Origin of the sequence: Streptomyces sp. NPDC048142, from assembly GCF_043202835.1 — a bacterium.
Classification (GTDB): Bacteria; Actinomycetota; Actinomycetes; order Streptomycetales; family Streptomycetaceae; genus Streptomyces.
Genome location: NZ_JBIDBC010000009.1, coordinates 198,165 through 221,955 on the forward strand (window position 1 = coordinate 198,165; position 23,791 = coordinate 221,955).

Here is a 23,791-nt window from a genome sequence, read left to right on the forward strand (position 1 = left end):
CCGTACCCGTCCCCGTCGATGCAGAGAGGCGCCGAGCAATGGTGCAGATCAAGACCCCCGAGCAGATCGCGAAGATGCGCGAGGCGGGCCTGGTGGTCGCTGCCATTCACGCCGCCACCCGTGAGGCGGCCGTCCCCGGGGCCACCACGCACGACCTGGACCAGGTCGCCCGCAAGGTGATCGCCGACCACGGCGCGAAGTCGAACTTCCTCGGGTACGGCGGGTTCCCCGCGACCATCTGCACCTCGGTCAACGAGGTCGTCGTCCACGGCATCCCGGACGACCGGACGGTCCTCAAGGACGGCGACATCATCTCGATCGACGCCGGCGCGATCGTGGACGGCTGGCACGGTGACGCGGCCTACACCGCCTTCGTGGGGACGAGGCACGCTCCGGAGCTGGTCGAGCTCTCCCGGGTGACCGAGGAGTCGATGTGGGCCGGGATCGCGGCGATGAAGGTGAACAACCGCCTCGTCGACATCTCCAGGGCGATCGAGACCTACATCCGCCGCCAGCCCCGCCCGGCGACCGGGAAGTACGGGATCATCGAGGACTTCGGCGGCCACGGCATCGGCACCGAGATGCACATGGACCCGCACCTGCTGAACTACGTCTCCCGCAAGCGCGGCAAGGGCATCAAGCTGGTCCCGGGCGTCTGCCTGGCGATCGAGCCCATGGTCTCCCTCGGCACGGCGCGGACGGAGACCCTCGGCGACGACTGGACGGTCATCACGACGGACGGCACCTGGTCCTCGCACTGGGAGCACTCCATCGCGCTGACCGAGCAGGGGCCGCTGGTCCTGACCGCCCCGGACTGCGGCCGGGCGAAGCTCGCGGAGTACGGGATCGAGGCGGCTCCCGACCCTCTCGGGTGACACGCCCCCTCGGGGAGGTCTAAGGATCACCCCGACTGGGCAAACTTGACGGATTCGTCTTTTGGAGTCCGCTGGCGTAGACTGACTCGTCGGCTCTCGTGCATCAGTGTGCCCACATATCAGCACACCGAGAAACAAGAGTCGATCAAGGTAGCCGATTCGAAAGGCGAAGCGTGGCCAAGAAGCAAGGTGCCATCGAGATTGAGGGCACCGTGATCGAGTCCCTCCCGAACGCTATGTTCAAGGTGGAGCTCCAGAACGGTCACAAGGTCCTGGCGCACATCAGCGGCAAGATGCGGATGCACTACATCCGCATCCTCCCGGATGACCGGGTCGTGGTGGAGCTCTCTCCGTACGACCTGACGCGTGGCCGGATCGTCTACCGCTACAAGTAGATCTTGCCGGCACCCCGTTTCGGCGGGTGATGGCACTGACCCGGAGAACCTGACATCCCATGAAGGTCAAGCCGAGCGTCAAGAAGATCTGCGACAAGTGCAAGGTGATCCGCCGTCACGGTCGGGTCATGGTCATCTGCGACAACCTGCGCCACAAGCAGCGCCAGGGCTGACGCACGACCGCCTGCATCTCGCAGTTCTTCGCGCGACGCACGTAAATACGTACATACGCAGAGCCCGTCCAAGCCACGGCTGACGACACCTCCGGCGGGGGCCGGGGACCCGGACGTACCACTGCTCCTCATGAGCGGTCGGCGGCCGGGAGTGGCACTGCGGAAGACCCCCGATCTAACAACTGGAGCCATTGAATGGCACGCGTTTCAGGTGTTGACATCCCGCGCGAAAAGCGCGTGGAGGTTGCCCTCACCTACGTCTTCGGCATCGGGCGCACCCGGTCCAAGGAGATCCTCGCCAGCACCGGCGTGAACCCGGACGCCCGCGTCCGCGACCTTGCCGAGGAAGACCTCGTCAAGATCCGCGAGTACGTGGACGCCAACCTCCGCACTGAGGGTGACCTCCGCCGCGAGGTCCAGGGCGACATTCGCCGCAAGATCGAGATCGGCTGCTACCAGGGCATTCGTCACCGCCGTGGTCTGCCGGTCCACGGTCAGCGCACCAGCACGAACGCGCGTACCCGCAAGGGCCCGCGTCGCGCCATCGCCGGTAAGAAGAAGCCGGGCAAGAAGTAGTCCTCAGCGGACGCACTGCGGACCTCCGGTTCTCCGGAACCCGCAGCAACCAGCGGTCTTCGCTGTAGGACCGATCACCTCCCCTCTCCATCTGGAGTCAAGACATGCCCCCCAAGGGTCGTCAGGGCGCAGCCAAGAAGGTGCGTCGCAAGGAAAAGAAGAACGTCGCTCACGGCCACGCGCACATCAAGAGCACGTTCAACAACACCATCGTCTCGATCACAGATCCCTCGGGCAACGTGATCTCCTGGGCCTCCGCCGGCCACGTCGGCTTCAAGGGCTCGCGCAAGTCCACCCCCTTCGCCGCGCAGATGGCCGCCGAGTCGGCCGCCCGCCGCGCGCAGGAGCACGGCATGCGCAAGGTCGACGTCTTCGTCAAGGGTCCCGGCTCCGGCCGTGAGACCGCGATCCGCTCGCTCCAGGCCACCGGCCTGGAGGTCGGCTCGATCCAGGACGTCACCCCGACGCCGCACAACGGCTGCCGTCCGCCGAAGCGTCGCCGCGTCTGACCCGTCACGGCCGGTGACGGCCGTGCGTCAGTAGCGTCGGGTCCGGGCGGTACACCTCTTCGGAGGCGTACCGCCCGTACCCTTGTTACATCTGTCGGGCATCAAATAGTGGGTGCCCACGACTGAAGGATCACCGCATGCTTATCGCTCAGCGTCCGTCGCTGACCGAAGAGGTCGTCGACGAGTTCCGCTCCCGGTTCGTGATCGAGCCGCTGGAGCCGGGCTTCGGTTACACCCTCGGCAACTCCCTCCGCCGCACCCTTCTCTCCTCGATCCCCGGTGCCGCTGTCACCAGCATCCGGATCGACGGCGTCCTGCACGAGTTCACCACCGTGCCGGGCGTCAAGGAAGACGTCACCGACCTCATCCTCAACATCAAGCAGCTGGTCGTCTCCTCGGAGCACGACGAGCCCGTCGTGATGTACCTGCGCAAGCAGGGCCCGGGTCTGGTCACCGCCGCCGACATCGCGCCCCCGGCCGGTGTCGAGGTGCACAACCCCGACCTCGTTCTCGCCACGCTCAACGGCAAGGGCAAGCTGGAGATGGAGCTGACCGTCGAGCGCGGTCGCGGCTACGTCTCCGCCGTCCAGAACAAGCAGGTCGGCCAGGAGATCGGCCGGATCCCGGTCGACTCCATCTACTCGCCGGTGCTCAAGGTCACGTACAAGGTCGAGGCGACCCGTGTCGAGCAGCGCACCGACTTCGACAAGCTGATCGTCGACGTCGAGACCAAGCAGGCCATGCGTCCCCGTGACGCCATGGCGTCGGCCGGTAAGACCCTGGTCGAGCTGTTCGGTCTGGCGCGCGAGCTCAACATCGACGCCGAGGGCATCGACATGGGCCCGTCCCCGACGGACGCCGCGCTCGCCGCCGATCTCGCCCTGCCGATCGAGGAGCTGGAGCTCACCGTTCGGTCGTACAACTGCCTCAAGCGCGAGGGCATCCACTCCGTGGGTGAGCTCGTGGCCCGTTCCGAGGCGGACCTGCTCGACATCCGCAACTTCGGCGCCAAGTCGATCGACGAGGTCAAGGCGAAGCTGGCCGGTATGGGCCTCGCGCTCAAGGACTCGCCTCCCGGCTTCGACCCGACCGCCGCCGCCGACGCCTTCGGCGCCGACGACGACGCGGACGCCGGTTTCGTGGAGACCGAGCAGTACTGATCGCCTCCGGCGGGGGTGCCCGGTTCTCTGGGTGCCCCGTGCCGGTGCGAGGCTTTGTCCTCAATCGCCGGACGGGCTGGATTCGGCTGATGCCGGATTCCGCGCACGACTGGCACATATGACTTCCGGGAGGCGTCCGCCTCACGGGAACTGACACCGGTACCTGATACGGCCGGTGCAGCACACAAGGAGAATCACCATGCCGCGTCCCGCAAAGGGTGCCCGTCTGGGCGGCAGCGCCGCGCACGAGCGTCTGCTCCTCGCCAACCTGGCGAAGTCGCTGTTCGAGCACGGCCGCATCACGACGACCGAGGCCAAGGCCCGTCGCCTGCGTCCGGTCGCCGAGCGCCTCGTCACCAAGGCGAAGAAGGGCGACATCCACAACCGTCGCCTGGTGCTCCAGACGATCACGGACAAGAGCATCGTCCACACGCTCTTCACCGAGATCGCTCCCCGGTACGAGAACCGCCCCGGTGGTTACACCCGTATCACCAAGATCGGCAACCGTCGTGGCGACAACGCCCCGATGGCGGTCATCGAGCTGGTCGAGGCGCTGACCGTGGCCCAGCAGGCCACCGGTGAGGCCGAGGCCGCGACGAAGCGTGCGGTCAAGGAAGACGCCCTCAAGAAGGACGAGGCCCCCGCGGCCGAGTCCGTCGAGGACGCCAAGCCGGCCGACGACGCGGAGTCGAAGGACGCCTGAGCGTCTTAGCGACCACGGGACGGGCCCGCATCACCCTTCGGGGCGGTGCGGGCCCGTTCTGCTGAGCAGGGGAGTTGAGAGGATGACGCGGTGAGTGACGAGGCGGAGCCCGGTTTCGTACGGGTGCGGCTGGACCTGTCCTACGACGGCAAGGACTTCTCCGGCTGGGCGAAGCAGACCAGCCGGCGCACGGTGCAGGGGGAGATCGAGGACGCGCTGCGGACCGTGACCCGCTCTGCGGTGACGTACGACCTGACGGTGGCCGGGCGGACGGACGCCGGGGTGCACGCGCGCGGCCAGGTGGCCCACGTGGACCTGCCGGAGGCGGTGTGGGCCGAGCACGAGGAGAAGCTGCTGCGACGGCTGGCGGGCCGGCTGCCGCTGGACGTACGGATCTGGCGGGCGGCTCCCGCCCCGGCCGGGTTCAACGCCCGGTTCTCCGCGCTGTGGCGGCGGTACGCCTACCGCGTCGGGGACCGGCCCGGTGGGGTCGATCCGCTGACCCGGGGTCATGTGCTGTGGCACGACCGGCCGTTGGACGTGGACGCGATGAACGAGGCGGCCGCGCCGATGGTGGGGGAGCACGACTTCGCCGCGTACTGCAAGAAGCGCGAGGGGGCGACGACCATCCGTACGCTCCAGAAGCTGAGCTGGGTACGGGATCCGGCCTCCGGGGTCCTCACCGCGACCGTGCAGGCGGACGCCTTCTGCCACAACATGGTGCGGGCGCTGATCGGGGCGGCGTTGTTCGTCGGCGACGGGCGGCGGCCGGCGGGCTGGCCCGCCGAGGTGCTGGCCGCGAAGGTGCGCGACCCCGGGGTGCACGTGGTGCGCCCGCACGGGCTGACGCTGGAGGAAGTGGCGTACCCGGCGGACGACTTGCTGGCGGCCCGTGCCGTAGAGGCCCGGAACGTACGGACGTTGCCGGGGGCGGGCTGCTGCTGAGCGGGAACTCCCGGGATCGCGCCGGGAGTTCGGCGTCCGTCAGCTGCTGGGTTCCGCGACGGACTGGGAGGCCTGGAGCTGGCCCCGGCGGTGGATCTGGCGGAAGGCGAAGTTCGTCAGGTCCTTGTTGACCGCGTAGACGTCCTTGTCGGCGGTGGTGACCCGCCTGCCGTCCAGGAAGCCGCCCACGGTGAAGTAGGCGTAGCGGCCGTAGGAGTTGGCGGTGCGCAGGCAGACCGTGCCGCCCCGGCAGAAGGTGTCGACGCCCCCGCCGCTGAGGGAGGCGAGGCCGCCCGAGGACTGGTCGACGGCCTTCTTCGCGCGGGCCTCCGTCGCGAAGACGGCGATGCCGACCGTGACGGACACGCCGTCCTTGCGGTAGGTGGCCCGGATGAGCTGCGCGCAGCCGTTGTTCGCGAGGACCGAGCCGAGGGCCCCCTGGGTGCCCGTCGCGCACTTCGTGGTGTTGCCCGTCGCGCCCTTGAGGTGGACGCGGTCGCCCATCGTGAGCTTCTTGCCGGGGAAGAACCCGTCGACGGTGATCGGCGCCTTGTCCTTCTCGGCGCTGGATATGTAGTCCTTGGGGTCCGGCGGGGGCGGCGGCGCGACCGAGGAGAAGGAGGGCTCGGGAGCCGAGGTGTCCTCGGGGAGGTCGACGGGGGCGGGCAGTTGGCTCGCGTTCTTGTCCGCCTTGCCGGTGCCGCCGCCGTTCGACGTGACCACGGCCGCGGTCACGATCGCGCCGATCGCCACGGTGGCCAGCGCGCCGCCGCCGATCATCAGCAGTTTCTTACGGCGGGCCCGTGCCGCGGATTCCTCCGCCAGCGCCGCCCAGTCCGGAGTCCCGTCGCCCCCGGGCCCCCAGGAGGGCCCCCCTTGCCCAAAGCTCATGCGCGCAGTTTAGACCGACCGGCAATTGGGGGGTGGGAGAAGGAGCGGGGCTGGGTGCGTGCAGCTGCAAGGCGGAGGATTGAGGCATGGCGGAGCCATGGTGATTGACGACAACGCCGGAGGGGGCCCCTCCCTGCTCGAGCGAAGCCGAGAGCTTGGGGGAGTGCGTGCACAGCCCCGCGACGCCGCCCCCCAATTGCCGGTCGGTCTGAGGGCTATCGGTAATCCGGTTGGGCCAGGGCATCGCGGACCGTGACAATGCTCTGCATGGGACATCTCGAAGCAGGCCACCTGGAGTACTACCTACCGGACGGGCGGGTGCTGCTCGGCGATGCCTCGTTCCGGGTGGCCGACGGGGCCGTCGTCGCGCTCGTCGGGGCGAACGGGGCGGGCAAGACGACGCTGCTGCGGCTGCTGGCCGGTGAGCTCCAGCCGCACGGCGGCACGGTCTCGGTGAGCGGCGGGCTCGGCGTGATGCCGCAGTTCGTGGGCTCGGTGCGGGACGAGCGGACGGTGCGGGACCTCCTGGTCTCCGTCTCCCAGCCCCGTATCCGGGGCGCGGCGAGGGCGGTCGACGCGGCGGAGGAGAAGATCCTCACCGTCGACGACGAGGCCGCGCAGATGGCGTACGCGCAGGCCCTGAGCGACTGGGCGGAGGCGCGCGGCTACGAGGCCGAGACGGTCTGGGACATGTGCACGATGGCCGCGCTGGGCGTCCCGTACGAGAAGGCGCAGTGGCGCGAGGTGCGCACGCTCAGCGGCGGCGAGCAGAAGCGGCTGGTGCTGGAGGCGCTGCTGCGCGGGCCGGACGAGGTGCTGCTGCTCGACGAGCCGGACAACTATCTGGACGTGCCGGGCAAGCGGTGGCTGGAGGGGAAGCTGAAGGAGACCCGTAAGACGGTCCTCTTCGTCTCCCACGACCGGGAGCTGCTCTCCCGGGCCGCCGAGAAGATCGTCAGCGTCGAGCCGAGCCCGGCGGGCAGCGACGTATGGGTGCACGGCGGCGGCTTCGCCACGTACCACGACGCGCGCAAGGAGCGTTTCGCGCGGTTCGAGGAGCTGCTGCGGCGCTGGCAGGAGGAGCACGCCCGGCTGAAGGCGCTCGTCCTGCGGATGCGGCAGCAGGCGGCGAACAGCCCCGACATGGCGAACCGCTACCACGCGATGCAGACCCGCTTCAAGAAGTTCGAGGAGGCGGGCCCGCCGCCGGAGCCGCCGCGCGAGCAGGACATCAGGATGCGGCTGCGCGGCGGGCGGACCGGGGTGCGGGCGGTCACCTGCGAGAACCTGGAGCTGACCGGGCTGATGAAACCGTTCGACCTGGAGATCTACTACGGCGAGCGGGTCGCGGTCCTCGGCTCCAACGGGTCGGGCAAGTCGCACTTCCTGCGGCTGCTGGCGGGGGAGCCGGTGGCGCACACGGGACAGTGGAAGCTCGGGGCGCGGGTCGTGCCAGGGCACTTCGCCCAGACGCACGCGCATCCGGAGCTGCTCGGCAAGACGCTGGTGGAGATCCTGTGGTCCGAGCATGCCAAGGACCGGGGCGGGGCGATGTCGGTCCTGCGGCGGTACGAGCTGGAGCGGCAGGGGGACCAGCCGTTCGAGAAGCTGTCCGGCGGGCAGCAGGCGCGGTTCCAGATCCTGCTCCTGGAGCTGGCCGGCACCACGGCGCTGCTCCTGGACGAGCCCACGGACAACCTGGACCTGGAGTCGGCGGAGGCGCTTCAGGACGGGCTTGAGGTGTACGACGGCACGGTGATGGCCGTCACGCACGACCGGTGGTTCGCGAAGAGCTTCGACCGGTATCTGGTCTTCGGCTCGGACGGGGTCGTACGGGAGACGGCGGAGCCGGTGTGGGACGAGCGGAGGGTGGAGCGGGCGCGGTGACCTTGGCGGTCGGCGGGCGGGGGTGAGTCGGGTGGGGGCCGGGTGCGGATGCCGGGTGCCGGCGGGGTGCGGGGTGCCGTGCGGCGCCGTTGCGGGGGCGCTGCCCCCGGGCCCCCGCGCCTCAAACGCCGGCGGGGCTGGAAAGGATCGCCTCAAGCGCCGGCGGGGCTGGGTGGGTGCGGCGGGGCTGGAAAGCATCGCCTCAAGCGCCGGCGGGGCTGGGTGGGTGCGGCGGGGCTGAGGGTGGGTGTGGTGGGGTCGGAAGGGGCGCCCTGACGTCGGCTGGCTGGAAGGGTGTGGCGGGGGTCGTTTTGACCCGTCCGGGGCGTGGCGGGTACTGTCGAGGATTGTTATACGTATTGGCTTCGTCGTTCTCACGCGAAGGGCCTTACGTAGGTTCTCTGGAGCAGTTACCAGTGGCTCGCATACGGGCAGCGTCCCCGGCATTGTGAGCCCCAGCTGCATGATCGCTTCAGAGGTGCCGTGTGTCTGGATCCCATCCACTGAAGAAGCGAAGGCTGCGAAGTGCGTACGTACAGCCCCAAGCCCGGCGATGTCACTCGCCAGTGGCACATCATTGACGCTCAGGACATCGTCCTGGGCCGTCTGGCCACCACGGCTGCGAACCTCCTCCGAGGCAAGCACAAGGCGATCTACGCCCCCCACATGGACATGGGCGACTTCGTCATCATCATCAACGCCGACAAGGTTCACCTGTCCGGCAACAAGAAGACCCAGAAGATGGCGTACCGCCACTCGGGCTTCCCGGGCGGTCTCCGTTCGGTGCGCTACGACGAGCTGCTCTCGAAGAACCCCGAGAAGGCCGTCGAGAAGGCCATCAAGGGCATGATCCCCAAGAACACCCTGGGCCGTCAGATGATCTCGAAGCTCAAGGTCTACGCGGGCGACCAGCACCCGCACGCTGCTCAGCAGCCGGTCCCGTTCGAGATCACCCAGGTCGCGCAGTAGTTCCGGCCACCCCCTAAGACATACAGAAAGATCTGAGGAGCATCGTGGCCGAGACCACTGTTGAGACCCCCGTCGAGGGCACCGAGGGCGAGGAGACCTTCGCCGAGGTGACCACCTTCGAGTCGGAGGTCCCCGTCGAGGGTGAGTACACCTCCGAGTCGCTCGCGGGCCGCTTCGGCGACCCGCAGCCCGCGGCCGGCCTTGGCCGTCGCAAGAACGCCATCGCCCGCGTCCGGATCATCCCGGGCACCGGCAAGTGGAAGATCAACGGTCGCACCCTTGAGGACTACTTCCCCAACAAGGTGCACCAGCAGGAAGTCAACGAGCCCTTCAAGGTTCTCGAGCTCGACGGTCGCTACGACGTCGTGGCCCGCATCTCGGGTGGCGGTGTCTCCGGTCAGGCCGGCGCGCTGCGCCTCGGTGTGGCCCGCTCGCTGAACGAGGCCGACGTGGACAACAACCGCGCCGCGCTGAAGAAGGCCGGCTTCCTCTCCCGCGACGACCGTGCGGTCGAGCGCAAGAAGGCCGGTCTCAAGAAGGCCCGTAAGGCCCCGCAGTACAGCAAGCGCTAAATATCGCCTGCTCGACTGTCACGTTCGCCCCGGCGGCACACTCTGTGCTGCTGGGGCGTTCGTTTATCGGCCCTCACGGGCGTATAACGGCATAAGACGTTCATCGGCCCGCTCGGACCGCGGCCCGGTGAGCGCCGTCGCGCATGTCGCAGGTCGGGCGTAGGTCGGGCGTGCCATGCCACCCGGCGTGCCTTTTTTACGTTTTTCTCGCCGCTTTCGTTGTTTGGTTGCTCAGTTCGTTTGCTGTGCAGTGGTTTGTGGTTTGTGGTTTGTGGTTTCGGAGCACTTCGGAGGACACCAGTGGGACGACTCTTCGGTACGGACGGAGTACGGGGTGTCGCCAACGCCGATCTGACGGCCGAGCTCGCGCTCGGTCTCTCGGTCGCGGCGGCGCACGTACTCGCCGAGGCGGGCACCTTCGCGGGCCATCGCCCGACCGCCGTGGTCGGACGTGATCCGCGGGCCTCCGGAGAGTTCCTGGAGGCCGCCGTCGTGGCGGGCCTGGCCAGCGCCGGTGTGGACGTGCTGCGCGTCGGCGTGCTGCCGACGCCCGCCGTGGCGCACCTCACCGGCTCGCTCGGCGCGGACATCGGCGTGATGCTCTCCGCCAGCCACAACGCGATGCCCGACAACGGCGTCAAGTTCTTCGCGCGCGGCGGCCACAAGCTCGCCGACGAGCTGGAGGACCGGATCGAGACGGTCTACGAGCAGCACCGCTCCGGTGAGCCGTGGAGCCGCCCGACCGGTGCCGGCGTGGGCCGGGTCACCGACTACACCGAAGGCTTCGACCGGTACGTCGCCCACCTCATCGGCGTCCTCCCGAACCGGCTCGACGGCCTCAAGGTCGTCCTGGACGAGGCGCACGGCGCCGCCGCCCGGGTCTCGCCCGAGGCGTTCGCGCGGGCCGGCGCCGAGGTCGTCACCATCGGGGCCGACCCGGACGGCCTGAACATCAACGACGGCTGCGGCTCCACCCACCTGGAGCTGCTGCGCGCCGCCGTCGTCGAGCACGGGGCCGACCTCGGCATCGCGCACGACGGCGACGCCGACCGCTGTCTCGCCGTGGACGCGGCGGGCGAGGAGGTCGACGGCGATCAGATTCTCGCCGTGCTGGCCCTCGCGATGCGGGACGCCGGCTCGCTGCGCCAGGACACCGTCGTCGGCACCGTGATGTCGAACCTCGGCTTCAAGCTGGCCATGGAGCGCGAGGGCATCCGGCTCGTCCAGACGGCGGTCGGCGACCGGTACGTCCTGGAGTCGATGAAGGCCGAGGGTTTCGCGCTCGGCGGCGAGCAGTCCGGGCACGTCATCGTCCTGGACCACGCCACCACCGGCGACGGCACACTGACCGGCCTGATGCTGGCGGCCCGGGTCGCCGCCACCGGCCGGAGCCTCGCCGAGCTGGCCGGGGTCATGCAACGCCTGCCGCAGGTCCTCATCAACGTCCCCGACGTCGACAAGACCCGGGTGACCACCTCGTCCGAGCTGGCCACCGCGGTCGTCGAGGCGGAGCGCGAGCTCGGCGAGACCGGGCGTGTACTGCTGCGCCAGTCGGGTACGGAGCCGCTGGTGCGGGTCATGGTCGAGGCCGCCGACATCGAGCAGGCGCGGGCCGTCGCGGGCCGGCTGGCCGATGTGGTGAAGTCGGCGCTCGGCTGAGCTCCCGAGCCGGCGCCCACTGGCCGGCGCAGGACGGGTCGGCCGACGGGGCGGGCACGCATGGCCGACGGCGGCCTCGGCTGTGCGCGTGCCGACTGCTCCCGTGTCTGAAGGCGTGCGGGGACGAGGGCCCTCGGCGGTCCGTGTCGTCCCGGGCGCTGGGGGTGTTCCGGGCGGCTTCCGGCGGATGAGCGGGTCGCCCCGCGTGGAGCCGCCCGTGTGTGGATGAGCGGGTCGCCCGCGTGGGGTCGCCCGCGTCCCGCGTAGGGCGATGCCCCGCACACACGGGCACCCGCGGGGCGGATCGGTACGGCAGAGCGTTGACGCCACCGGACGGAGCCGCGGGAACCGCGTTCCGCCCTCAACGCGTGCTTCTCGGTGGGACGATGGCGAAGCGGGCAGAGCGTCTGCCTCAGTTGCGCATCGGGAGGAGCGACGGTGGCTCGTCGACGGGGGGGCCCGCTGCGCCGGTGCAGCCATGGCCGTGATCACGCTGGTGGTGGGGTGTTCGTCCGGTGGGGCGGACAGCCCGGACGGCGGGGGAGCGGCGGCACCTTCCGCCGGGGCGGGGGGCGACTCGCGGACGTCTGTGCCGTTACCCGGGAGCAAGGGTCCGCGACCGTCGGGGTCGGCGGAGCCGCCCGCCCCTGAAACCCTGCCGGGCACGTTCGAGGAGGCCCTGGCGCTCGCTCGTGCCGTCGCCGCCGAACCCGACGTGCTCGGTGCCGACTTCGTCCGGCAGAGCCCCTACGAGAGCGCACCGCGGACCGTGCCGGTGCTGGACCGGTCCTGCCGCTGGCAGCGCGAGGCCCTACCGCACGAGGTGCTGGCCGGGCTGTCGCGGTCGAGTGAAGTGCCGGGCGAGGTCTCCGGCGGGGGGCCGCTGCGGGTGACCGCCCATGTCACCGTCTACCGGACCACCGCGCACGCCGACGCGGCGATGGCGAGGTTCCTGGAGGACGCGCTGCGCTGCCCCGACCAGCGGCCCCGCCGGGGCGAACGCGTCACCTCGCTCGTGTCGCTGGGGGAGAAACCGGTCTTCCACGACGCCGAGGACTCCGTCTTCGAGGTCGGCCAGTACACGGATGACGTGCACGGCGGCCCGCACCCCTACCTCTGGGCGGCGAACCGCGTCGGCTCCGTGGTGTTCGCGGTATCGGTCAAGGGTGCCGACGGCTACGACGCGAAGACCGTCAGCGCCACCGGCTCCGGGGCGCTGGGCAGCATGCTCACCGACGTCCGGAGGGAACTGCGATGACCGCGCGGGCGACGACGGCCTTACGGGCGGGGGCGGCCCGGCCGGGTGCCACGCCCGCGCAGGTGGACGCTTCGGCGGCCGTGGGGGCAGGCGGGGCAGGGACAGCCGGGACGATGACGACGGGGAGTCTGTGATGGAGCCGTTGGGTGTGGGTGATCCGGCGTGGGTGGGGGGTTATCGGTTGTTGGGGCGGTTGGGTGCGGGTGGGATGGGGGTGGTGTATTTGGGGCGTTCTGTTGGTGGTGGTTTGGTTGCGTTGAAGCTTGTGCAGGCGGAGTTTGCGGGTGATGTGGGGTTTCGTGAGCGTTTTTGTGCGGGAGGTGGGGGCGGCTCGTCGGGTGGTGAGTCGGTGGGCTGTGGCGGTGACGGATGCGGATGTGGGGGCGGTGCGGCCGTGGTTGGTGACGCCGTTCGTGGCGGGTCCGTCGTTGCAGGAGGCGGTGGTGGGGTGTGGGGCGCTGCCTGCGCGCGCGGTGTCGGCGTTGGGGGGGATGGTCGCGGAGGCGTTGGTGGCGGTGCATGGTGCGGGGTTGGTGCATCGTGATGTGAAGCCGGCGAACATCCTGTTGGCGTTGGACGGGCCGCGGCTGATCGATTTCGGTATCGCCCGTGCGCTCGACGACACCGCGCTCACCTCGACCGATGTGGTGGTGGGGTCGCCGGGCTTTCTCTCCCCCGAGCAGGCGCGGGCGGACGCCGACGCGATCGGTCCGCCCAGTGACGTCTTCTCGCTGGGCTGCGTCCTGGCCTACGCGGCGACCGGGCGACCCCCGTTCGGCAGCGGAGCCCCCGAGGCCATGCTGTACCGCACGGTGCATGACGCGCCGGACCTCGACGGGGTGCCGCAGGAGCTGCGCCCCCTACTGGAGGAGTGCCTGGCCAAGGACCCCGAGCGGCGCCCCGACGCTGCCGGGCTGCGGAGTCGTCTCCTCCCGGGCGAGCCGTCGGCTCCGGGCCCCGGATGGCTCCCGGAGCCGGTTCTCCGGCTGGTCACCGCCCGTGCGGCGGCGATGCTCGACCTTCCGGCAATCCCGCCGACGGAGATATCCCGGCCGAAGAAGGACGACCCCACTGCCACCGGGACGCCGCAGCCGGGAGACCCCCCGCCCGGCCCGGCCGCCACCCCCGAACATCCCGCCCCGCCGGAGCGGCCCGACCCCGCCACCCCGACCCGCCGGCGCTTCCTGACCGTCGCCTCGGCGGGCGGCGCGGTGCTGGCGGCCGGGGGATTCGCCCTCTGGCGCGGCCTCGTGGACCAGCGCGAGACCGGCCCTGGGCCGTCGCGGGTCCCGCGCCACACGATCGCCGTGCACGCCGATCTCTCCGGGCCGGACGCCGCCACCGGCAAGGCTCAGGAACGGGGCGCCCGGCTCGCCGTCGAGCAGTTCAACGCGGGCCCCGACCGCCCCTTCACTCTGGCGCTGACCGTCCGTGACGATGCCGGAGACCCCGCGCGGGCCGTGGAGGTGGCCGAGGAACTGACCGCCGCCCGCTCGGTCCTCGCCGTGGTCGGCCCGACCACCGGCACCACCTGCAAAGCGGCCGTCGGCACCTACAGCGCCGCCCAGCTCCCCCTGGTATCCGTCTCGGTGGGCACCACAGAGGTGTCGTCCGCCGAGCACACCGCCTATCTGCGGACCCGCGCCACGGACGCGGAGGCGGCACTGGTGCTGATCGCCCACCTGGTCGGCGAGGTCGGTGCCCGGCGGACCGCACTGGTTCACGACGAGGCCGAGGGTGACCACTCCTGGGACGTCCTCCAGGGCATCCACCGCGGTATGGAGTCCGGCGGACACGGACTGGTGCGGCACACCGCCGAGACGAGCACCGAGGACTTCGGCCCCCTTGCCGGGAAGCTCCTCGACGACGAGGTCGACGCACTGGTGTTCGGCGGCCGTCGTGCCAGGGGTGCCCGGTTCGCCCGCGCGCTGCGGCAGCGGGGATTCACCGGGGCCAGGCTCGGCACGCAGGCGTTGCTCGACCCCGGGTTCCCCGAGCAGGCCGGGGCGGCCGCCGAGGGATGGGTGCTGAGCTCGGCCGTCGTCGACGCGACCGGCAAGCCCGAGGCCAGGGCCTTCACCGCGGCTCACCAGGAGCGTTACGGTGACCCGCCCGCCCTCTACGCCGCCGAGGCGTTCGACACGGTCCACCTGATCGCTGAGGCCGTGCGCGCGCTCGGCGAGGAGAGCGTCGAGCGCCGCGCCCTGGCCCGCCGGCTGCCCCGGACCTCCCACCGTGGCGTGTCGAAGACGTTCACCTTCCGGGAAGGCTCCGCGGCGCCGGTGCAGGAGGACAACGCTTTCCTCATCCGGGTGGAGGACGGCCGCTTCCGCTACCTCGGAGGACTCGGGGACAGCTGAGCACGTCCGGTGCTCCGCTGCGGCGCGTCCGGCCGCGACCCGGTCGGTGTACGTGACCCGGTCGGTGTACGCGAGCCGGTCAGAGCTTGCGCAGGGACAGCTTCTGGACCTTGTGGTCCGGTCCCTTGCGGAGCACCAGGGTGGCTCGGCCGCGCGTCGGAGCCACGTTCTCCAGCAGGTTCGGCTTGTTGATGGTCCGCCACATGGTGCGCGCGTACTCCAGCGCCTCCTCCTCGGAGACCTGGGTGTACTTGCGGAAGTACGAGGACGGGTCCTGGAACGCCGTGGCGCGCAGCTTGCGGAAACGGTTCAGATACCAGGTCTCGATGTCCTCGGCGCGCGCGTCCACGTACACGCTGAAGTCGAAGTAGTCGGCGAGCCCGACCCTCGTTCGGCCGTCGCTGCCGGGCAGCGCGGGCTGGAGGACGTTGAGGCCCTCGACGATGAGGATGTCGGGGCGGCGCACGGTGAGCCGCTCGTCGGGGACGATGTCGTAGATCAGGTGCGAGTAGACGGGCGCGGTCACCTCGTCCTTGCCCGCCTTGATGTCGGCGACGAACCGGGTCAGGGCGCGCCGGTCGTAGGACTCCGGGAACCCTTTGCGGGAGGTCAGCCCGCGCGCCCGGAGCTCCTTCATCGGCAGCAGGAACCCGTCCGTGGTCACCAGCTCGACGCGCGGGTGCTCCGGCCAGCGGGCCAGCAGCGCCTGGAGGATACGGGCGCTGGTGGACTTGCCGACGGCGACACTGCCCGCGACCCCTATGACGAAGGGGGTGCCGCGCTGCGCCCCGTGCCCGTTCCCGGCGTCCCCGAGGAAGGTGTTCAGCGCGCCGCGCAGCCCGGAGGTGGCCTGGACGTACAGGTTGAGCAGCCGGGAGAGCGGCAGGTAGACGTCCCGTACCTCGTCCAGGTCGATGACGTCCCCGAGACCCCGCAGCCGCTCCACCTCGTCGGCGGTCAGCGGCAGCGGGGTCTTGTCCCGCAGCGCGCTCCACTCGTCGCGCGAGAGGTCGACGTAGGGGGTCGGCGCGTGCTCGGTGCGACGGTGGGGGCTCCGTGCGGGTGAAGTGATCACACGTTCATTGTTGCGGGAGTTTGAACGGAGCGGGGGGTGGGGTCGGTCACGTGGGTGTCGGGGCGGTGCCCCTGGCAGCGGACGTCCACGGCCAGGGGCCTCGCCGGAGGCCCACGGTCGCGGGCCCGGTGTCCGCTCCCCTGTGCCGGACACCGGGCCCGCGCCCGGGTGTGTGCGAGCCGTACGGTCAGGGCTTCTGGCCCTTGGCGTCGACGACGGCCGCTCTGGTCCTCGCGACGTTGATCAGGATGTCGCCGCGTTCCTGGACCGTGGGCTCGATGCCGTCGGGTCGGGAGACCTCGTGTGTCCTGGTGACGACGTCGCGTTCTCCCGCGTAGCTGTAGTCCACCGGGTCGATGAGGATCTCGCGCCGGGTGTCCCCCTGGTCGTAGTCGCGGGTCACGGCGATGACCTGGCGGCCGGAGGCGTCCCTGATCAGGTGGTCGGTCACCTCTACGCCGCCGACCGTGGCCATCGCCCGGTAGATCCTGGCCATCGCGTCGGGCGGGAGCGGGTACGACCCCAGCAGGACCGACAGGGCGCGGAAGCTGTGCTCGTCCTTGGCCTCGGGCGGGCCGTCGGGGCCGCTGCCGGTAGGGAACACCTTCCGCAGTTTCGCGAGCAGCGCCTCGGGGTCCTCCGGCAGGTCAGCGGCGATGCGGTAGGACTCGCGGGCGGTCCGGTAGTCGGTGTCGGACTCGTCGTTCTCCGCGGCTTTGTCGTCGTACGGGACCCAGGAGTCCGGGCTGTAGGACCACTGCATGTCCTCCCGGATCTCGGCGGGCAGCTCCGCCCACTGCTCCGCCTGCTCGGGATTTTCCTCCCGGAGGTAGATCCACTGGTCCGGCCGGGGCTCCGGAGGCACCTCCTGCCGGTCCAGGAAGTCCGCAGCCCGGCCCAGGGCGGCGGACGGGCTGGACAGGTCGAGGTCGCCCGTCACGGTCGCCGGTCCCGACTGCCGGGGGTCCGAGGTGTCGACGACCTGGGTGACGAAGAGCGCCGCCGCGGTGATCGCCACCACCGCGCCGAGCGAGGCGATCCGCCAGTCGGCCCGCGCCCGGAAGGTGCGGCGGCCCCTGCCCGCGATGGTGCCGGTGAGCCGCTCGCGGCCCGGGGCGAGGGCTGCACGGTCGGGTACGGGGGCATCGGCGCGCAGCTCCCGCAGCTGGGTCATTTCGTCCATGATGGGGTCAGCTCCTGTTCGGCCGAGACGAACGTGGGATCGGTGCTCAGGGCCTCGCGCACCTTGCGGCGGGCCCGGTTCAGTCGGGATCTGACCGTGCCCAGCGGTATCCGCAGTGCGTCGGCCACCTCCTGGTAGCCGAGGTCCGCCCAGGCGACGAGCAGCAGGACGTGCCGGTCGCCGGGCGAGAGCGCGGCCAGCGCGCCCGCGAGGGGGGCCTGGACGGCGATCCGGTCGTCGGAGCGGTCGCTCCAGGACGCGGCCACCGGGTCGTGGCCCGTCCGGGCCAGCGCCTTCAGCGCGCGGACCTCGCTGCGGCGGTGCTTGCCGATCAGGTTGGCCGCGATGCCGTACAGCCAGGGCCTGGCCAGCCGGTGGGACGTGTCGTAGCGGTCCCGGGTGCGGAACGCGATGAGGAACGTCTCCGCCGTGATGTCGTCCGCCGGGCCCTCCCCGAGCCGGCGGGCGGCGTAGCGGTGGATGTCCGAGGCGTGCCGGTCGTACAGCCCGGCGAACAGCTCGGGCTCGTCGAGAGACTGCGTGATGACGACGGCGTCGTCGCGTTCGGTGCCTGGGCGGGCCGGAGGTGGTCCGGTCACTGCGCCTCCAGAGGGCGTCGGTCGGTGTGTCTGTCACCCCTGTTGTCCGCAGTGGCCGGAAAGGTTCACGGGCGGAACGGTTCACGGGCGGCGGGGCGTCCCGCGAGACGCTCCACCGCCCGTCCGCCCGTCCGCCCGTCCGGTTCCGTGCGCGGTTCCGCCCGCCCTACGCGTCCTGCGGATACCAGCGCAGCTCGACCGTGTTGCCGTCCGGGTCGAGCACGTAGACCGAGGTGGCCGAGCCCCGGGCCCCGAAGCGGGGGACCGGGCCCTCCTTCACCGTGAACACCCCGGAGTCGATGACCTCCTGCCAGTCGAGCGGGTCGACGACGAGGCAGATGTGGTCCACGTTCGACTCGCCGCGCGGGCGGTCGAGCAGGTCGATGATGGTGGTCGGGCTGACCCGGACCGAGGGGAACGCCACCTTGCCCGCCCGCCACTCCTCGACCCGTACGGGCTCCAGGCCGAGCGGCCCGCAGTAGAACGCGATGGCCCGCTCGACGTCCCCGACGTTGAGGACGAGGTGGTCGAAGTCCTTGACGCGCACGGCCGGCGGTACGGACATGGCTCAGGCCTCCGATGCGTAGGTGACGAAGTCCGCCCAGGCGCCCGGGGTGAAGCCGAGGTGGGGGCCGCCGGTGGGGAGTTGCTTGGTGTCGCGTATGTGGATGGTGGTGGGGGCGGTGGCGACCTCGACGCAGGAGGGGCCGTCGTTGGTGCTGTAGCTGCTCTTGAACCAGGTCAGTTCGGTGGTGGTCATGTTCGCTCCCTGTGGGCTCAGCTCTGTGCCGCGTAGGCGATGAAGTCGTTCCAGGCGCCCGGGGTGAAGCCGAGGTGGGGGCCGCCGGTGGGGAGTTGCTTGGTGTCGCGTACGTGGATGGTGGCGGCGGCGGCGGCGACCTCGACGCACTCGGGGCCGTCGTTGGTGCTGTAGCTGCTCTTGAACCAGTTCAGCTCGGTGGCGCTCATGTCTCTCCCAGCAGTTTCTCGATGAATTCCCGCGACAGCCGGGACGTGAGGGCCTGCGACCGGAGCAGGTTGTAGCGCATCTCCAGGATCTGCACCTGCCTCGGATCGGTGATCAGCCCGCTGATGAGCTGAACCTCGTTGTGCCCGACGGTCTTTCCGTCCCTGAGCTTAAGGACTTGGTGCGAACCGCCGAGACCCGCGTGCTCCTCCGCCTCCATCGGCATGACTTGGATCTCGACATGCCGCAACTGGCTCAAGTCAAGCAGGTGTTCGAGCTGGCGTCGCAGAACCATTCTGCCCCCGGTCTGCCTCCGGAGCGTCGACTCCTCCTGGACAAAGGTGAGCAGGGGGGCGGGCCGTCGGTCGAAGACCACTTGCCGGGCCATGCGGGCGGCCACCAGGCGCTCGATGTCGTCCTCGCTGTACGCGGGCCGCCGCTGTCCGTAGAGCGCGCGTGCGTACTCCTCGGTCTGGAGCAGCCCGTGGATTACGACCCCCGCGTACGCGCCGAGCTCGACCGCCTCCGCCTCCAGCTTCGCCAGGTCGCGGACCTTCCTCGGATACCGGGCCTCCTCCACGTCCTTCTTCATCGCCGCGATCTTGCCGCCCGCGCCCACGACGTCGTCCGTCCGGTCCAGGAACTCCGGCTTCGGGATGCGCCGGCCGCCCTCGACCTTGAAGACGAGGTTCTCGCTGTACCCGATGGCCGTGCCCAGTTCGGCGGCGCGCAGGCCGGCCGCCTCGCGCCAGAGCTTGACCTGCCGGCCGACCGCCGCGATGACCGCGCCCGAGTCGTCCTCCAGGCCGAATTCCTGGTCCTCTTCGTTTCCGTCAGCCATCTGTCGACCCGCTTCCAGCCGTGTGTCCGCGCGCGGACACCGTACGAACGGGACAGGGCTGTACACACCAGGGACAGTGACAGTCCGTACCCGTGCCAATACTTCTCAGAGTAGATACGCGCGGCCACGCTGAGTGACATGAACCAAAAAATCACCCAACCGAGGGCGCGCACCGGACAGTTCGCCGTCCAGCTCTCCGCCACCCGCCGGGGCGCCCGGCTCGCCCGTCTGCTGGCGACCGAGCAGCTGCGCTCATGGGGCCTGCCGCTGGAGGACGCGAGCCTTGTCATCGGGGAGCTGGCGACCAACGCGGCGCTGCACGGATACGTCCCCGGGCGGGACTTCCGCATCCTGCTGAGCGTGTACGGCGACGTGCTGCGGATCGAGGTCGCCGACACCCGGGGTGACCGGGACCCGGTGAAGCGGGATCCGTCCGGCGATTCCGAGGGCGGGCGTGGGCTGTTGCTCGTGGAGGCGCTGTCGGTGCGGTGGGGTACGGAGCACGGGCCGTTCCCGCGCAAGACGGTCTGGGCGGAGGTGGCGCTCACCGGATCGTGACAGCCGCGACCCGGTGGGGCGGGGTGGGGGAGCCGGGGCGAAGGTGACCGGGACGCGGTGGACCGCGTCCCGGTGGCCCGCGATGTAAAAGCTTTTAATTACTTGTCCTTGAGTACGGGAGAAATAACCCGACCCAACCCTGTGTGGGCCCGCGTCAGCACGTGCGAGGCGTCGTCACTCACACGGGTGAAGTGTGCCAACCGGGCTGGATTTTCGCCCTGTTGGCGGGCATATGCTCACGCTGACCACCACCAGACATGAGACGGCCCCCGGCCGGGACTGGCATCCCGACCGAAGGCCTGACCACCGAGGAAGTAGGAGCTTCCCGATGGGTACCCAGCAGATTAGCGCGCCCTCGCGCGCCCCGTACTCCGGCGTCGTCCACGTCAACATCCGGCTCACCGACGGCTACACGATCGTCTCCAACCGGCTCTCCCAGCACCGGGGCCTGTCCCTGCTGGCCATCGGCCTCGGCACCCACATCCAGTCGCTGCCCGACGGGAGGCGGGTCGCCATCAAGGTGCTCGCCGCGATCTTCCCGGAGAGCGAGACCCGCATCGCCGCCGCGCTGCACGAGCTGGAGCAGCACGGATTCCTCAGCCGCGTCCTGGAACGCGTCAAGGGCGGCAAGCTGGCCACGCGCACGGTGTTCTACAACCACCCGGACGCGGCGGCCCGGCGGGGAGGGGCCGCGTCGGTCGCGGCTTCAGCCCCTGCCGCTGCCTCCGATGCCGCCCCTGGCTCAGCCCCTGCCTCTGCCGCCGCCTCAGCCCCTGCCCGCGCTTCTGAGCCGGGGGAGGCTGTACGGGAGGCGGTGCGCGCGCCCGCTCCCGTACCCGTACCCGTACCCGTACCCGTACCCGTACCGGAGCGTGAGCCCGTCGTGGTGCCGGTGCCCCGGCTCGTGCCGCCGCCCACCGCGCCCAAGCCGCCGCCCCCGCCGCTGCCGTTCCCGTGCGGGCCCAGTACCGCGTTGTTCGCCGAGGCCACACGCCTGCTCGCCGGGCTCCGGGCCGCCGCGCCGCAGTTCGTCCTCACCGAGGCGGACGTGGCGCGGCTCGCCCCCGGGGTCGCCGCCTGGCTGGAGCGGGGCATGCGGCCGGACGCGGTGCGGGCCGCGCTGACCGATGATCCGCCCGTGCCCCTCCGGCACCCGGCGAAGCTGGTGCGGCACCGGCTCATCGCGCTCCTTCCGCCGCCGCTGCCCGTCGCCCCGCCCGTCGTGCCCCTCCAGACCTGCGACGCCTGCGACCGGGCGTTCCGGTCGCAGGCGCCGGGGTGCTGCGGGGAATGCCGGGAGGCCCGTGCGTACGCCTCCGAAAGGTCTCTCATCAGCGCATGACGGCTATGACGGCCATGACGGCAGGGCCGCCTCCCGGCGCGCCCGCTCAGTCGATCTGCGCGCAGGCGTCGGTCCTTGAGATCGCCGGGCCGGTCACGGTTCTGGCTCCGGTCGGGCTGACGGACCACGAGGTCGCCCTTGTACGCGCTGCGGGTGACGCCCTCGGCGGGCGGAGGCAGTTCGTGCCGGACGACCTCGCCCACGACCGGATCGCCGTGGATGGCGAACGCGCACCGCTCGCCCGCCGCGACGTCCCACGGGGCCGAAGGGGCCGGTTCCCAGCCGGATGCCCGCGGAGCGGACGTGGCCGGTCCCGTCGTAAAAAAGTTTCGGGCGGCGTGTCGATCGGCCCCGGTCCCGTTCGTCGTCATCGTGTAGGGCGACCCGCACCGGCGGGCGCGACATACAGGCGAGAAGGAGCCGACCATGAAGTACATGCTGCTGATCCACAGCGGGGCCGTCGACGAGCAGGGCGGCGCGCCCCAGTGCACCGTCGAGGACTGGATGGCCTACGACAAGGACGTACGCGACGCGGGGATCCACGTCTCCGGGGAGTCGCTGGCCGATCTGGTGACCGCGACCACCGTGCGGGTCTCGCCGACCGGGGAGCGGACCGTGACGGACGGGCCGTTCGCCGAGGCGCGGGAGCTGCTGGGCGGATTCCTCGTGATCGACGTGCCCGACCTCGACGCGGCCCTCGACTGGGCCGCACGCTGTCCCGGCTCGCGGGACGGCGGCTCGGTCGTCGTCCGGCCGGTCGCGGACTTCGGGGCCTGAGAGCCGTGCCGGGCGAGGGCGGGTTCGCGGGCGAGGGCGGGGTTCCGGGGAAGGGCGGGGTTCCGGGGGAGAACGGGTTCCTGGAGGAGGGCGGGGTTCCTGGCGAGGGCGGGGCCCCGGGGGAGCACCGGTTCCTGAAGGAGGGGCGCGTGGCCGCCGAAGCCGTCGAGGCGGTGTTCCGGGAGGAGCGCGGGCTGCTGCTCGCCTCCCTCGTCCGCCGGTTCGGGGACCTCGACCTGGCCGAGGAGGTGACGTCCGAGGCGATCGAGGCGGCCCTGCGGCACTGGCCCGCCGAAGGCGTCCCCGCCCGCCCCGGGGCCTGGCTGCTGACGACCGCCCGGCGTCGGGCGGTGGACCGGCTGCGGCGCGACCGGGCATACGCGGCCCGGCTCGCCGTCCTGAGCGCCGACGCGGAACGTGCCGAGCCCGCCCCCGCCGCAGACGTGTCCGGAGGCGGTGAACTGCCGGACGAGCGGCTCCAGTTGTTCTTCACCTGCACCCACCCCGCCCTCGCCGCCGAGGACCGTACCGCCCTGACCCTGCGCTGCCTCGCCGGGCTCACCACGCCGGAAGTGGCGCGGGCGTTCCTCGTGCCGACGGCGACCATGGCCCAGCGCATCGTGCGGGCGAAGAAGAAGATCCGCGAGGCCCGGATCCCGTTCCGGGTGCCCGGCCCCGACGAACTGCCGGAGCGGCTGCCCGGGGTGCTCCAGGTCGTCTACTCGGTCTTCACGGAGGGGTACGCGGCCAGCTCGGGGCCCTGCCTCCAGCGGCCGGTCCTGGCCGAGGAGGCGATCCGGCTGGCCCGGATCCTGCGCCGGCTGCTGCCCGCCGAGCGGGAGTGCGCCGGGCTCCTCGCGCTGCTGCTCCTCGTCCACGCCCGGCGCGACGCGCGGACCGGGCCGGAGGGTGAGCCGGTGCTCCTGGAGGACCAGGACCGGGGGCGCTGGGACCGGCCGATGATCGAGGAGGGCCGCGCCCTGGTCGTCCAGGCACTGACCGGCGGGCCGGCCGGGCCCTACGGGGTGCAGGCCGCCATCGCCGCCCTGCACGACGAGGCGGCGGACGTGGCGGCCACGGACTGGCCGCAGATCGTGGCCCTGTACGACGTGCTCCGCACGCTCACCCCGTCCCCCGTGGTGGAGGTGAACCGCGCCGTGGCGGTGGCGATGCGGGACGGGCCGGGGGCCGGTCTCGCGCTGCTCGACGCGCTGGCGGGGGAACCCCGGCTGCGGGCGTACCCGCCGTATGTCGTGGCGCGGGCGGACCTGCTGAGCCGGCTGGGGCGGGACGGGGAGGCCGCTGCCGCGTACCGGGAGGCGCTGGAGCTCGCGGGCACCGAGCCGGAGCGGGCCGCGCTGCGCCGGAAGCTGGGGGAGTAGAGGGGCTCTACGCTCCTGCGGCGGCAGGGACACCGGGATTCCTGCGGCGGCAGGGACACCGGGATTCCTGCGGCGGCAGGGACACCGGGATTCCTGCGGCGGCAGGGACACCGGGATTCCTGCGGCGGCAGGGAC

26 protein-coding genes are annotated in these 23,791 nt (G+C 71.1%); 18 read left to right on the forward strand and 8 right to left on the reverse strand.

The genetic code is table 11. The features are described from left to right. Positions 1-38: 38 nt before the first annotated feature. From map to truA, 8 genes are all read left to right on the forward strand, one after another. Positions 39-875: a type I methionyl aminopeptidase gene (map, locus tag ACGF2Y_RS14990; protein WP_392946631.1), complete on the forward strand. Its 837-nt coding sequence runs from the start codon at positions 39-41 to the stop codon at positions 873-875. 173 nt (positions 876-1,048) lie between these two features. Then, positions 1,049-1,270: a translation initiation factor IF-1 gene (infA, locus tag ACGF2Y_RS14995; RefSeq protein ID WP_003956442.1), complete on the forward strand. Its 222-nt coding sequence runs from the start codon at positions 1,049-1,051 to the stop codon at positions 1,268-1,270. Between the two features lie 59 nt (positions 1,271-1,329). Then, entirely contained in the window at positions 1,330-1,443 is a 114-nt protein-coding gene (gene rpmJ, locus ACGF2Y_RS15000) for a 50S ribosomal protein L36 (RefSeq protein ID WP_003956441.1), read from the forward strand. 195 nt (positions 1,444-1,638) lie between these two features. Continuing rightward, positions 1,639-2,019 (forward strand): 30S ribosomal protein S13, encoded by a 381-nt coding sequence (gene rpsM, locus ACGF2Y_RS15005; protein ID WP_007446719.1) that lies wholly within the window; start codon positions 1,639-1,641, stop codon positions 2,017-2,019. A 104-nt stretch (positions 2,020-2,123) separates the two neighbouring features. After that, a complete protein-coding gene (gene rpsK, locus ACGF2Y_RS15010; RefSeq protein WP_003956432.1) occupies positions 2,124-2,528 on the forward strand; it encodes a 30S ribosomal protein S11 in 405 nt (134 codons plus the stop codon). Positions 2,529-2,665: 137 nt separating this feature from the next. After that, positions 2,666-3,688 carry a DNA-directed RNA polymerase subunit alpha gene (locus ACGF2Y_RS15015; RefSeq protein WP_003966937.1) on the forward strand — a complete coding sequence of 341 codons (1,023 nt, stop codon included), beginning with the start codon at positions 2,666-2,668 and terminating at the stop codon, positions 3,686-3,688. A 199-nt stretch (positions 3,689-3,887) separates the two neighbouring features. Beyond that, positions 3,888-4,391, forward strand: coding sequence for a 50S ribosomal protein L17 (gene rplQ / locus ACGF2Y_RS15020; RefSeq protein ID WP_018960210.1), 504 nt, complete (start codon positions 3,888-3,890; stop codon positions 4,389-4,391). Between the two features lie 90 nt (positions 4,392-4,481). After that, complete coding sequence (truA, locus tag ACGF2Y_RS15025; RefSeq protein WP_392946634.1) at positions 4,482-5,336, forward strand: tRNA pseudouridine(38-40) synthase TruA; 855 nt, start codon at positions 4,482-4,484, stop codon at positions 5,334-5,336. A gap of 39 nt (positions 5,337-5,375) precedes the next feature. Here truA and ACGF2Y_RS15030 read toward each other — a convergent pair whose 3' ends face one another. Beyond that, positions 5,376-6,227: a hypothetical protein gene (locus tag ACGF2Y_RS15030; protein ID WP_392946637.1), complete on the reverse strand. Its 852-nt coding sequence runs from the start codon at positions 6,225-6,227 to the stop codon at positions 5,376-5,378. 267 nt (positions 6,228-6,494) lie between these two features. On the opposite strand from ACGF2Y_RS15030, the gene ACGF2Y_RS15035 reads away from it, so the two are divergent. From ACGF2Y_RS15035 to ACGF2Y_RS15060, 6 genes are all read left to right on the forward strand, one after another. Beyond that, positions 6,495-8,114, forward strand: a complete 1,620-nt coding sequence (locus ACGF2Y_RS15035) for an ABC-F family ATP-binding cassette domain-containing protein (protein ID WP_392946639.1) — start codon at positions 6,495-6,497, stop codon at positions 8,112-8,114. Between the two features lie 525 nt (positions 8,115-8,639). After that, positions 8,640-9,083, forward strand: a complete 444-nt coding sequence (rplM, locus tag ACGF2Y_RS15040) for a 50S ribosomal protein L13 (RefSeq protein WP_352240245.1) — start codon at positions 8,640-8,642, stop codon at positions 9,081-9,083. A 44-nt stretch (positions 9,084-9,127) separates the two neighbouring features. Beyond that, on the forward strand, positions 9,128-9,655 hold the full coding sequence (gene rpsI / locus ACGF2Y_RS15045) for a 30S ribosomal protein S9 (RefSeq protein WP_392946641.1): 528 nt from the start codon (positions 9,128-9,130) through the stop codon (positions 9,653-9,655). Between the two features lie 300 nt (positions 9,656-9,955). Then, the gene (gene glmM / locus ACGF2Y_RS15050; RefSeq protein WP_392946643.1) at positions 9,956-11,314 is read left to right on the forward strand and encodes a phosphoglucosamine mutase; all 1,359 of its coding nucleotides are present in this window, start codon (positions 9,956-9,958) and stop codon (positions 11,312-11,314) included. A gap of 589 nt (positions 11,315-11,903) precedes the next feature. Beyond that, positions 11,904-12,572, forward strand: a complete 669-nt coding sequence (locus tag ACGF2Y_RS15055) for a hypothetical protein (RefSeq protein ID WP_392946646.1) — start codon at positions 11,904-11,906, stop codon at positions 12,570-12,572. A 287-nt stretch (positions 12,573-12,859) separates the two neighbouring features. Next, positions 12,860-14,932: a bifunctional serine/threonine-protein kinase/ABC transporter substrate-binding protein gene (locus tag ACGF2Y_RS15060; RefSeq protein ID WP_392946649.1), complete on the forward strand. Its 2,073-nt coding sequence runs from the start codon at positions 12,860-12,862 to the stop codon at positions 14,930-14,932. Positions 14,933-15,011: 79 nt separating this feature from the next. Here ACGF2Y_RS15060 and coaA read toward each other — a convergent pair whose 3' ends face one another. The 7 genes from coaA to ACGF2Y_RS15095 all read right to left on the reverse strand — a co-directional run bounded on the left by coaA (position 15,012) and on the right by ACGF2Y_RS15095 (position 19,597). Continuing rightward, positions 15,012-16,007, reverse strand: a complete 996-nt coding sequence (coaA, locus tag ACGF2Y_RS15065) for a type I pantothenate kinase (RefSeq protein WP_392946652.1) — start codon at positions 16,005-16,007, stop codon at positions 15,012-15,014. Positions 16,008-16,194: 187 nt separating this feature from the next. After that, a complete protein-coding gene (locus tag ACGF2Y_RS15070) occupies positions 16,195-17,190 on the reverse strand; it encodes a CU044_5270 family protein (protein WP_392946654.1) in 996 nt (331 codons plus the stop codon). Then, positions 17,178-17,789 carry an RNA polymerase sigma factor gene (locus ACGF2Y_RS15075; RefSeq protein WP_392946657.1) on the reverse strand — a complete coding sequence of 204 codons (612 nt, stop codon included), beginning with the start codon at positions 17,787-17,789 and terminating at the stop codon, positions 17,178-17,180. The genes ACGF2Y_RS15070 and ACGF2Y_RS15075 overlap by 13 nt, the downstream gene beginning before the upstream one ends. 166 nt (positions 17,790-17,955) lie before the next feature. Beyond that, positions 17,956-18,354, reverse strand: coding sequence for a VOC family protein (locus ACGF2Y_RS15080; protein WP_392946660.1), 399 nt, complete (start codon positions 18,352-18,354; stop codon positions 17,956-17,958). Between the two features lie 3 nt (positions 18,355-18,357). After that, positions 18,358-18,549, reverse strand: a complete 192-nt coding sequence (locus ACGF2Y_RS15085) for a DUF397 domain-containing protein (protein ID WP_392946663.1) — start codon at positions 18,547-18,549, stop codon at positions 18,358-18,360. A 17-nt stretch (positions 18,550-18,566) separates the two neighbouring features. Further along, on the reverse strand, positions 18,567-18,758 hold the full coding sequence (locus ACGF2Y_RS15090) for a DUF397 domain-containing protein (RefSeq protein WP_392946666.1): 192 nt from the start codon (positions 18,756-18,758) through the stop codon (positions 18,567-18,569). After that, a complete protein-coding gene (locus tag ACGF2Y_RS15095; protein ID WP_392946669.1) occupies positions 18,755-19,597 on the reverse strand; it encodes a helix-turn-helix domain-containing protein in 843 nt (280 codons plus the stop codon). The genes ACGF2Y_RS15090 and ACGF2Y_RS15095 overlap by 4 nt, the downstream gene beginning before the upstream one ends. 138 nt (positions 19,598-19,735) lie before the next feature. On the opposite strand from ACGF2Y_RS15095, the gene ACGF2Y_RS15100 reads away from it, so the two are divergent. From ACGF2Y_RS15100 to ACGF2Y_RS15115, 4 genes are all read left to right on the forward strand, one after another. Then, on the forward strand, positions 19,736-20,155 hold the full coding sequence (locus ACGF2Y_RS15100) for an ATP-binding protein (protein WP_392946672.1): 420 nt from the start codon (positions 19,736-19,738) through the stop codon (positions 20,153-20,155). A 328-nt stretch (positions 20,156-20,483) separates the two neighbouring features. Continuing rightward, positions 20,484-21,497: a hypothetical protein gene (locus ACGF2Y_RS15105; RefSeq protein ID WP_392946673.1), complete on the forward strand. Its 1,014-nt coding sequence runs from the start codon at positions 20,484-20,486 to the stop codon at positions 21,495-21,497. A 426-nt stretch (positions 21,498-21,923) separates the two neighbouring features. Continuing rightward, positions 21,924-22,274, forward strand: a complete 351-nt coding sequence (locus ACGF2Y_RS15110; RefSeq protein WP_392946676.1) for a YciI family protein — start codon at positions 21,924-21,926, stop codon at positions 22,272-22,274. Between the two features lie 149 nt (positions 22,275-22,423). After that, positions 22,424-23,656 (forward strand): RNA polymerase sigma factor, encoded by a 1,233-nt coding sequence (locus ACGF2Y_RS15115; RefSeq protein WP_392946679.1) that lies wholly within the window; start codon positions 22,424-22,426, stop codon positions 23,654-23,656. The last annotated feature ends 135 nt before the right edge of the window (positions 23,657-23,791 follow it).

Bases quoted from the DNA above. Each gene is read 5' to 3' on its own strand.
- ACGF2Y_RS15030 (WP_392946637.1), bottom strand. From the start codon at position 6,227: ATGAGCTTTGGGCAAGGGGGGCCCTCCTGGGGGCCCGGGGGCGACGGG.
- ACGF2Y_RS15035 (WP_392946639.1), top strand. From the start codon at position 6,495: ATGGGACATCTCGAAGCAGGCCACCTGGAGTACTACCTACCGGACGGG.
- ACGF2Y_RS15070 (WP_392946654.1), bottom strand. From the start codon at position 17,190: ATGGACGAAATGACCCAGCTGCGGGAGCTGCGCGCCGATGCCCCCGTA.
- rplQ (WP_018960210.1), top strand. From the start codon at position 3,888: ATGCCGCGTCCCGCAAAGGGTGCCCGTCTGGGCGGCAGCGCCGCGCAC.
- ACGF2Y_RS15080 (WP_392946660.1), bottom strand. From the start codon at position 18,354: ATGTCCGTACCGCCGGCCGTGCGCGTCAAGGACTTCGACCACCTCGTC.
- rpsK (WP_003956432.1), top strand. From the start codon at position 2,124: ATGCCCCCCAAGGGTCGTCAGGGCGCAGCCAAGAAGGTGCGTCGCAAG.
- rpmJ (WP_003956441.1), top strand. From the start codon at position 1,330: ATGAAGGTCAAGCCGAGCGTCAAGAAGATCTGCGACAAGTGCAAGGTG.
- ACGF2Y_RS15090 (WP_392946666.1), bottom strand. From the start codon at position 18,758: ATGAGCGCCACCGAGCTGAACTGGTTCAAGAGCAGCTACAGCACCAAC.
- rpsM (WP_007446719.1), top strand. From the start codon at position 1,639: ATGGCACGCGTTTCAGGTGTTGACATCCCGCGCGAAAAGCGCGTGGAG.
- ACGF2Y_RS15085 (WP_392946663.1), bottom strand. From the start codon at position 18,549: ATGACCACCACCGAACTGACCTGGTTCAAGAGCAGCTACAGCACCAAC.
- ACGF2Y_RS15110 (WP_392946676.1), top strand. From the start codon at position 21,924: ATGAAGTACATGCTGCTGATCCACAGCGGGGCCGTCGACGAGCAGGGC.
- ACGF2Y_RS15100 (WP_392946672.1), top strand. From the start codon at position 19,736: ATGAACCAAAAAATCACCCAACCGAGGGCGCGCACCGGACAGTTCGCC.
- ACGF2Y_RS15060 (WP_392946649.1), top strand. From the start codon at position 12,860: ATGTGGGGTTTCGTGAGCGTTTTTGTGCGGGAGGTGGGGGCGGCTCGT.
- ACGF2Y_RS15105 (WP_392946673.1), top strand. From the start codon at position 20,484: ATGGGTACCCAGCAGATTAGCGCGCCCTCGCGCGCCCCGTACTCCGGC.
- map (WP_392946631.1), top strand. From the start codon at position 39: ATGGTGCAGATCAAGACCCCCGAGCAGATCGCGAAGATGCGCGAGGCG.
- ACGF2Y_RS15015 (WP_003966937.1), top strand. From the start codon at position 2,666: ATGCTTATCGCTCAGCGTCCGTCGCTGACCGAAGAGGTCGTCGACGAG.
- ACGF2Y_RS15095 (WP_392946669.1), bottom strand. From the start codon at position 19,597: ATGGCTGACGGAAACGAAGAGGACCAGGAATTCGGCCTGGAGGACGAC.